Below are 8,609 nucleotides of genomic sequence, written 5' to 3' on the forward strand. Positions count from 1 at the left end.
GGTGGGGGGGGCGGGGGGCCCGCGGCGGGGCCCCGACCCCGACCCCCCCGCGGTGGGGGGGGGCGGGGGGGCCCCCCCCCCCCCCACGGCTGTGCGGCTCCAACCCGTTGCGACCCGTACGGCATGGACGTGTTTCTGGAGCCCATCGCCCGCCACCTCGATGAAGAGGAGTCGCAGCGGGTCGGGCCGGCAGCCGATTCACTGCGGCGAAGATGAGGGCGATGGGGTACGCCGATCCGACCTTCGCCACCTGAGCCACCGCCGTTCGGCCACCCCCGGAGGTGTCCGGGCATTCCCGTTCGGCCTGTGATCGAAATCCGTTGCCGAGCCCGACGAGAACTCGATAACGTGGCCGTACACGTGAAAGGAGGTGGTCCAGACTTGTATAGCAATCGGACTCGTGAGGTGGCTGTCAGCTAGCCGCTGTCCTCGACAGTGATCGGTCTGCCGCGAGGCGGGCAAAAGCACCATCGTCGAGACCGTGTGGCAGCGGTGCGGCGAATCCACGACAGCCACCCGACCCCCGGGGTGCCGGCCAAGTCCAGCCGGCCCGCGCACATGCGCGGAGCGCCCCGGGGGTCGCTCCATATCCGCGGGAGTGGCGATGTCCATGCGCGAGCTTGTGGTGCTGGGGACGGCCAGCCAGGCGCCGACCCGTCAGCGCAACCACAACGGGTACGTGTTGCGGTGGGATGACGAGGTGATCCTCTTCGACCCGGGTGAGGGCAGCCAGCGCCAGCTCCTGCACACCACCGTCACCGCCACCGACCTGACCCGGATCTGCGTCACCCACTTCCACGGCGACCACTGCCTGGGCCTGCCCGGCACCATCCAGCGGCTCTCCCTGGACCGGGTGGCCCACCCGGTCGCTGTGCACTTTCCCGCCGGCGGCGCCGAATACTTCGCCCGACTGCGGTATGCCACCTCGTTCTACGAGACCGCCGAGCTGCGGGTCGAGCCCGTCGAGGCGGACGGGCAGCGGATCGCCCTGCGCTGCGGCACGCTGGAGGCACGCCGGCTCCGGCACCCCATCGAGACGTACGGTTACCGGCTGGTCGAGCCGGACGGGCACCGGATGCTGCCGGAGAAGCTGGCCGCGTATGGCATTGCCGGGCCGGCCGTCGGCGAGCTGATCCGCGTCGGGCACCTGGACGTCGACGGACGCCGCGTCACCCGGGCCGACGTGGGCGTGCCCCGGCCGGGGCAGCGGTTCGCGTTCGTGATGGACACCGGCCTCTGCGACGGGGTGTACGCCCTCGCCGAGCACGCCGACCTGCTGGTCATCGAGTCGACGTTCCTGGAGTCGGAGGCCGCGCTCGCCGCCGAGGTCGGTCACCTGACCGCGGCGCAGGCCGCCCGGGTGGCGACCGAGTCCGGGGTACGCCGGCTCGTGCTCACCCACTTCTCCCAGCGCTATCCCGACCCACGCCGGTTCCACGACGAGGCGCGCGCGCACTTCGACGGCGAACTGATCATCGCCGAGGATCTGACCACGGTGCAGGTTCCGCCCCGCCGGGTAGCCTCGGCCGGGTGACCGTCACGCTCCGCCCCGCGACCGAAGGCGACCTGATGGCGGTGGGTGCCCTGCACCAGCGCTCCCGGGTCGCCGCGTACTCCGCCTTCGTGCCGGCCGAGGCACTGGCCGACCCGACACCGGAGGCGATGGGGCGGTACTGGGTCGAGCGGTGGATCTGGGAGCGGGACACCCACCGGATGACAGTGGCCGAGCGGGCCGGGACGCTGGTCGGGTTCAGCCACCTGGGCCCGGACGACGAGGACGACCCCGCCACCGGGCTGCTCAACGCGATCCACCTCGACCCTGCCGAGCAGGGCCGCGGCGTCGGCCGCACCCTGATGGTGGACGCCCTGGACGCCATGCGGGCGCAGGGCTGGCGGCGCGCGGTGCTCTGGGTGCTGCGGGACAACGCCCACGCCCGTTCCTTCTACGAACGCGGCGGCTGGACCCCCACCGGCGCCGAGCGCGCGGAACACATAGGCAACGCCCTAACGCCCCAGATCCGCTACACCCGCCCCCTCTAACCCACCCCACCCCACCCCCGCCCTCGCACCCCACCCACGGCGATCTTGCACTTCCTGTCGGGACAAAACCTGACAAGAGCCGCGTTCGGGCGACAGTAAGTGCAAGATCGGCGGGGCGGGGGCGGGGGCGGGGCGGGGGCGGGGGGCGGGGTTAGTGGGCTCCCAGGTGGGACAGGAGGTCTTGGCGGGTCAGGACGCCCTTGGGCTTGCCGTCGACCAGGACCAGCGCGGCGTCGGACTTCTCCAACATGCCCACCGCCTCGCTCACCGGCTGACCGCCGCCGATCATCGGCAGCGGGTCGCCCATGTGCCGCTCGATCGTGTCGTGCAGGTGGGCCTGGCCGGTGAACAGCGCGTCGAGCAGGTCCCGCTCGGCGATCGAGCCGGCGACCTCACCGGTCACCACGGGCGGCTCGGCCTTGAGCACCGGCAGCTGCGAGACGCCGTACTCGCGCATGTAGTCGATCGCGTCGCGGACGGTCTCGGTCGGGTGCACGTGCACCAGTTCGGGCAGCCCGCCCGGCTTGCTGGCCAGCGCGTCGGCCACCGTCGGCTCTGCGCCCGAGTTGTCGAGGAAGCCGTACCGGGCCATCCACGAGTCGTTGAAGATCTTGGAGAGGTAGCCGCGACCGCCGTCGGGCAGCAGGACCACCACCACGTCGTCCGGGCCGGCCCGGCGGGCGACCTCCAGGGCGGCGACCACCGCCATGCCGCAGGAACCGCCGACCAGCAGCCCTTCCTCGCGGGCCAGTCGCCGGGTCATCTCGAAGGACGCCTTGTCGGAGACCTCCACGATCTCGTCGGCGACACCCCGGTCGTACGTTTCCGGCCAGAAGTCCTCGCCGACGCCCTCCACCAGGTACGGACGGCCGGTGCCGCCGGAGTAGACCGAGCCCTCCGGGTCGGCCCCGATGACGCGCACCCGACCCTCGGACGCCTCCTTGAGGTAGCGGCCGATGCCGGAGATGGTGCCGCCGGTGCCGACGCCGGTCACGAAGTGGGTGAGTTCGCCGTCGGTCTGCTTCCACAGCTCCGGACCGGTCGTCTCGTAGTGCGAGCGCGGGTTGGCCGGGTTGCTGTACTGGTTGGGCTTCCAGGCGCCGGGGATCTCCCGGGTCAGCCGGTCCGAGACGTTGTAGTAGGAGCGCGGGTCCTCCGGCGCGACGGCGGTCGGGCAGACCACCACCTCGGCGCCGTACGCCCGGAGCACGTCCTGCTTGTCCTGGCTGACCTTGTCGGGGCAGACGAAGACGCACTTGTAGCCCTTGAGCTGGGCCACCAGGGCCAACCCGACACCGGTGTTGCCGCTGGTCGGCTCGACGATGGTGCCACCGGGCTTGAGTAGGCCGGCGGCCTCGGCGTCCTCCACCATCCGCAGCGCGATCCGGTCCTTCACCGAGCCGCCCGGGTTGACGTACTCCACCTTGGCCAGCACTGTGGCCTGGATGCCCTCGGTGACGTTACGCAGACGCACCAGCGGGGTGTTTCCGATCATGTCGACGACGTTGTCGTAGTACTGCACGGTGTGCCCTTCGTTGCGGCGCCGGCGGTGGGCGACCGGGAAGACGATTGCTCACCGCCCAGCGTACGTGTCGTCAGGGCACCAACCCCCCGGGGATGACCGAGCTGCGGCGGGCCTCCCACTCAAGGAACCGGTCGGTCTCGGCGAGCACGCTGCCAGCCAACCAGGTGACCATCACCGCGTCGTCGGCCAGCCCGAAGATCGCCAGCGGGATCTCCGGGAGCAGGTCGATCGGCGAGACGATGTACGCCGTCGCCGCGGTCATCAGCGCCAGCCGAAGGCCGCCGTCGTACTCCCCCTTGGTGGTGGCCCTGATCATCCGGGGCAGCGCTGCCAACCGCGTGCCGATCGACGGCCCGTTGCGCGCCCCGGCCGCCAGGGCCCGCGCCAGGGCCGTGAACGCCGCGCTGCGCTTCAGTGTCTTACCCATCGTCGCGCTCCTCTCCGCCGGATCAGCGTGGCGGGTCGGCGCAAGTCGGCCGGCCTCTGGAACCCAGGTACCCCGTCGCGTCGGTTTCCAGGCACCCGGGTGCCGTCACGACGACAGCGGTGTGTCGGGCCAGCGCGATAATGTCGAGATATGGGGGTGGCAGGTTTCGTCGTACCCGATGAGCGCTGGCGGCAGGCCAGGCGCGTCGCCCTGCTGGCGGCCATCGGGACGGGCGCCACAGCGGCGGCCGTGGTGGCGACCGGCGGGGTGCTGGTCGGCCAGGCCCGCCAGGCGCGACGGACCATCCCGATGGCCGAGGCGCCGCCGCCCCGCTGCGACGGAATGTATGGCGCGAAGTTCCCCGGCCCGGCGCTGACCATGGTCGTGCTCGGTGACTCGTCGGCGGCCGGCTACGGGGTGCACCGCCGTCGGGAGACCCCCGGGGCGCTGCTCGCCACCGGCCTGTCCCGTCGACTGCACCGGCCGGTGCAGCTGCACCGCTTCGCGGTGGTCGGCGCCATCTCGGCGGCGCTGCGCCACCAGGTGGAGGCGGCGCTGGAGTGCCGACCCGACATCGCGGTGATCCTCATCGGCGGCAACGACATCACCAACCGCACCCCGCGCGGCCTGGCGGTGCGCTACCTGGTCGAGGCGGTGCACACCCTGCGTGACGCGGGGTGCGAGGTGGTCGTCGGCACCTGCCCCGACCTGGGCGCGATCCGCCCGATCCAGCCGCCTCTGCGCTGGCTGGCGCACCGCTGGAGCCGCCAGCTCGCGGCCGCCCAGACGGTGGCCGTGGTCGAGGCGGGCGGGTGGACGGTCTCCCTCGGTGATCTGCTCGGCCCCCGGTTCGTGGCCGAGCCGACCCGGATGTTCGCCTGGGACCGGTTCCATCCTTCCGCCGAGGGGTACGCGATGGCCGCCGCCGCGCTCCTGCCGACGATGCTCTCCGCCCTCGGCGCGACCCCGGAAAGACGGGCCACACCGACACTCGGGGACGGCGTACGGTCGCTGCCGAGGGCCGCGCAGGAGGCGGCCCGACACGCCGGCACGGAGGTCAGCGGCGTCCAGGTGCGAGGCCGCGATCGGGGGCCGGCCGGCCGGTGGGCGCAGCTGCGCCGACGGGCGTTCTTCGGTGTCGGCGCGGTGCCGCAGCACGGGTCCGCCTCGGACACCTCGACAGTGGAGGGACTGGCATGAACGAGCGCAGCGCGCGGAGCGTGACCTCCGGCGTCGCCGGCCGACTGGGTCGGGCGGCGGCGATCTCGCTGTTCGCCGGCACTGTCGGGGGCGCCGCCGTCCTCGCAGGTGAGGCGTTCATCGCCCGGCACCGACGCTACGCCGAACCGGAGCTCGGCCTTGCCCTGCGCGCCACGATCGGCCGGGCGGGCGCTCCCCCGCTGCGGCTGGTGTTGCTGGGCGACTCGTCGGCACTGGGCGTGGGTGTCGACCGTCTGGAGGACACCATCGGCGGGCAGTTGGCCAACCTGCTCGCCGAGGGCCCGGCCGGCCGCCGGGTGCACCTGTCCAGCGTCGGCGTCTCCGGGTCCCGCTCGACGGACCTCGCCACCCAGGTGGCCCGGGCCCTGCTCGGCGAGCGGCCCGACGTGGCGTTGATCCTGATCGGCGCGAACGACGCCACCGGGCTGCGCCGGCCCTCCGACGCGGCGGCCTATCTCGGCGCTGCGGTGCACCGCCTGCGCGAGGCGCGTGTCGAGGTGGTGGTGGGCACCTGCCCCGACCTCGGGGCCGTGCGTGCCATCGCGCCTCCGCTGCGCCAGGTGGTCGGCTGGTCCGGGCGTCGGGTGGCCCGCGCGCAGACCACTGCCGTGCTGGAGGCGGGCGGCTCGGTGGTCGACCTGGCCACCGAGACCGGGCCGGTGTTCCGGGCCGATGCCGGGACGCTCTGCCAGGACGGCTTCCACCCCTCCGCCGACGGCTACCGGGTGTGGGCGCACGCGCTGCTGCCCGCCATCGTCGCTGCGGCGGCGGCCACGACCCGGCGCTAGATCGCCCCGGCCAGGGTGACATTTCCCGCCGCGTCCGCTTCTTCCGCGCGATGTTACCGGCGGGTTAACGTTGGTCCATGCCGATTGAGTCGTCCCGCGACGCCGTCATCGTCGCCACCGCCCGCTCCCCCATCGGCCGGGCGCACAAGGGTTCACTGCGCGACGTCCGCTCCGACGACCTCGCCGCGACCATCGTCCAGGCCGCGCTGGACAAGATCCCCGCGCTCGATCCGACCACGATCGACGACCTCTACCTCGGGTGCGGCCTGCCCGGCGGCGAGCAGGGCTTCAACATGGCCCGGGTGGTGTCCACCCTCCTCGATCTGGACACTGTCCCCGGTGCCACGCTGACCCGCTACTGCGCCTCCTCGTTGCAAACCACCCGGATGGCGATGCACGCCATCCGGGCCGGCGAGGGCGACGTGTTCGTCTCCGCCGGGGTGGAGATGGTTTCCCGCTACGCCCGGGGCAGCTCCGACGGGCTGCCGCCCGAGGCGCAGGCCCTGGTCGGCGGCCGCTGGGAGAACCCCCGCTTCGGGACGGCGGCTGAGCGCTCGAAGCGCCGCGCGCAGGGCGACGCCGAGGTGTGGACCGACCCGCGTGAGGCCGGCGAACTGCCCGACATCTACCTGTCCATGGGGCAGACCGCGGAGAACCTGGCCCAGGTGTACGACGTCAGCCGCGCCGACATGGACGAGTTCGGCGTACGCAGCCAGAACCTCGCCGAGAAGGCCATCACCGACGGTTTCTGGGCCCGGGAGATCACCCCGGTCACCACGCCGGACGGCACAGTGGTGAGCACCGACGACGGGCCCCGGGCCGGCGTCACCCTCGACGCGGTCGGCGGCCTGAAGCCGGTGTTCCGCCCGGACGGTCGGATCACCGCCGGCAACTGCTGCCCCCTCAACGACGGCGCCGCCGCAGTGGTGGTGATGAGCGCCCAGCGGGCCGAGGAACTCGGGCTAACCCCGCTGGCCCGGATCGTCTCGACCGGCGTGACAGGCCTGTCGCCGGAGATCATGGGTCTCGGGCCGGTCGAGGCGTCCCGGCAGGCGCTGCGCCGAGCCGGCATGACCATCGACGACGTCGACCTCGTCGAGATCAACGAGGCGTTCGCCGCGCAGGTCATCCCCTCCTACCGCGAGCTGGGCATCCCGGAGGAGAAACTGAACGTGATGGGCGGGGCCATCGCGGTCGGCCACCCGTTCGGCATGACCGGTGCCCGGATCACCGGCACCCTGCTCAACTCACTCGAGTGGCACGACAAGACCATCGGTCTGGAGACCATGTGCGTGGGCGGTGGTCAGGGCATGGCAATGGTGCTCGAACGGCTCAGCTGAGCCGAGCTGCCCTCAGAGTGCGCTGCGGGTCGCCGTCACCTCGGCGGCGGCCCGGGCCAGCGCCTCGGGCCCCGGGTGGGCGGCCAGCAGGTCCGCCGTGACCACCCGCAACTGATCGGGTAGGGCCAGGTCGTTGTCGAGCCGGGGCACCACCCGACGGGGCTCCCCCTCGGCGTCGGCGGCCAGGTTGGCGACCTCCTGCACCAGGCGGTGCACCAGGTCGGCGCGGGACACGTTGCCGGCGGTCGCGGCCGCCGCCCACCGGGGCTGCTGCCAGTGCGCGATCTGACGGACCAGCAACTGCACGGCCTTGTCCAACTCCGCTGCGCTCATCGCCGCCGAGTCTACGGCTGACACCGGCCGCGTCCGGGTCGGGCCGGTCAGCGGCGCAGGTAACTGAGCAGCCGCAGCAACTGCCAGTAGAGGAAGACCAACCCGGTGAGCAGGCCGAACGCGCTCAGCCACGCGTACCGACGGGCTCGGCCGTCCCGCACCGAACGCTCGACGAGATCGAAGTCGAGAATGAAGCTGAACGCCCCGGCGATGATGGCCACCACCGAGAAGGCGTACGGCAGCCAGCCGACCTGCCCGCTGACGCTGTAGACCGCCAGGCCCGACCGCCCGGTGATCAGGTACGACACCAGGTTGACCACGCTGAGCACGGCGATGCCGAGCAGGGTGCCGATCACCAGGCGGGCCAGGCGGGGCGTCGCCCGGATCACCCGGGCCCGGTAGAGCGCCGCCATGCCGAGGAAGACGCCGAAGGTACCCGCCACCGCCTGCACCACGATGCCCGGATAGACCTGCTCGAAGGTGCGGCTCGCCACCCCCAGCAGCAGCCCTTGGAGGATGGCGTAGCCGACGATCGGCACCGGGTTGGTGATCCTCCGCAACGAGATGACCAGGACCAGCGCGATCGAGGCGAGCGCGCTGCCGGCCAGCGCTGCGCCCAGCCACACCGCGTCGGGGATCACCGCCCAGGACACCGCCGCGGCCGCGCCGGTCACCAGCAGCAACCCGACGGTACGGACCACCACGTCGTCGACGGTCATCGGCTCGACGTCACGGGCGCCGAGCACCCGGGCCTCCACCCGGCCGGTTTCGTCCAGCCGGTTGAGCACCGGGTTGTTGCTGCGCACCGCCGCCTCCTTAGCCCGCGTACCCCCCGAAGTCACTCTGCCCCGGGCGGACCGGCGGCGGCGCCGCGGTGTGGACCTTGTGCGTAGCGGCGGCGCCGGCCCCCGTCGGCGCCGTGGCCGGGGCGCGGT

Annotated in this window: 9 protein-coding genes; 5 read left to right on the plus strand and 4 right to left on the minus strand. The window is 72.6% G+C overall.

The window, feature by feature from the left end; translation table 11 throughout:
• Nucleotides 1-604 precede the first annotated feature (604 nt).
• Together AB0B48_RS29940 and AB0B48_RS29945 are read left to right on the plus strand one after the other, a co-directional pair.
• Nucleotides 605-1,534, plus strand: coding sequence for a ribonuclease Z (locus tag AB0B48_RS29940; RefSeq protein ID WP_357207321.1), 930 nt, complete (start codon nucleotides 605-607; stop codon nucleotides 1,532-1,534).
• Complete coding sequence (locus AB0B48_RS29945; RefSeq protein ID WP_357207324.1) at nucleotides 1,531-2,040, plus strand: GNAT family N-acetyltransferase; 510 nt, start codon at nucleotides 1,531-1,533, stop codon at nucleotides 2,038-2,040. Before AB0B48_RS29940 ends, AB0B48_RS29945 begins: the two co-directional genes overlap by 4 nt.
• A gap of 151 nt (nucleotides 2,041-2,191) precedes the next feature.
• On the opposite strand, the gene AB0B48_RS29950 is transcribed toward AB0B48_RS29945, so the two are convergent.
• Nucleotides 2,192-3,562 carry a cystathionine beta-synthase gene (locus AB0B48_RS29950; RefSeq protein WP_355005636.1) on the minus strand — a complete coding sequence of 457 codons (1,371 nt, stop codon included), beginning with the start codon at nucleotides 3,560-3,562 and terminating at the stop codon, nucleotides 2,192-2,194.
• Nucleotides 3,563-3,635: 73 nt separating this feature from the next.
• Complete coding sequence (locus AB0B48_RS29955) at nucleotides 3,636-3,992, minus strand: YkvA family protein (RefSeq protein ID WP_112582466.1); 357 nt, start codon at nucleotides 3,990-3,992, stop codon at nucleotides 3,636-3,638.
• A 150-nt stretch (nucleotides 3,993-4,142) separates the two neighbouring features.
• Here AB0B48_RS29955 and AB0B48_RS29960 point away from each other — a divergent pair, with 150 nt between their 5' ends.
• From AB0B48_RS29960 to AB0B48_RS29970, 3 genes are all read left to right on the plus strand, one after another.
• A complete protein-coding gene (locus AB0B48_RS29960) occupies nucleotides 4,143-5,192 on the plus strand; it encodes an SGNH/GDSL hydrolase family protein (protein ID WP_357207328.1) in 1,050 nt (349 codons plus the stop codon).
• Complete coding sequence (locus tag AB0B48_RS29965) at nucleotides 5,189-6,001, plus strand: SGNH/GDSL hydrolase family protein (protein WP_357207330.1); 813 nt, start codon at nucleotides 5,189-5,191, stop codon at nucleotides 5,999-6,001. The genes AB0B48_RS29960 and AB0B48_RS29965 overlap by 4 nt, the downstream gene beginning before the upstream one ends.
• A 77-nt stretch (nucleotides 6,002-6,078) precedes the next feature.
• Nucleotides 6,079-7,341 (plus strand): acetyl-CoA C-acetyltransferase, encoded by a 1,263-nt coding sequence (locus AB0B48_RS29970; protein ID WP_357207333.1) that lies wholly within the window; start codon nucleotides 6,079-6,081, stop codon nucleotides 7,339-7,341.
• 12 nt (nucleotides 7,342-7,353) lie between these two features.
• Here AB0B48_RS29970 and AB0B48_RS29975 read toward each other — a convergent pair whose 3' ends face one another.
• A complete protein-coding gene (locus tag AB0B48_RS29975) occupies nucleotides 7,354-7,674 on the minus strand; it encodes a hypothetical protein (protein WP_357207335.1) in 321 nt (106 codons plus the stop codon).
• A 47-nt stretch (nucleotides 7,675-7,721) separates the two neighbouring features.
• A complete protein-coding gene (locus tag AB0B48_RS29980; RefSeq protein WP_355005641.1) occupies nucleotides 7,722-8,480 on the minus strand; it encodes a Bax inhibitor-1/YccA family protein in 759 nt (252 codons plus the stop codon).
• Between the last annotated feature and the right edge of the window lie 129 nt (nucleotides 8,481-8,609).

It is taken from the genome of Micromonospora sp. NPDC049089 (assembly GCF_040648775.1).
In the GTDB taxonomy this organism is placed as follows: Bacteria; Actinomycetota; Actinomycetes; order Mycobacteriales; family Micromonosporaceae; genus Micromonospora.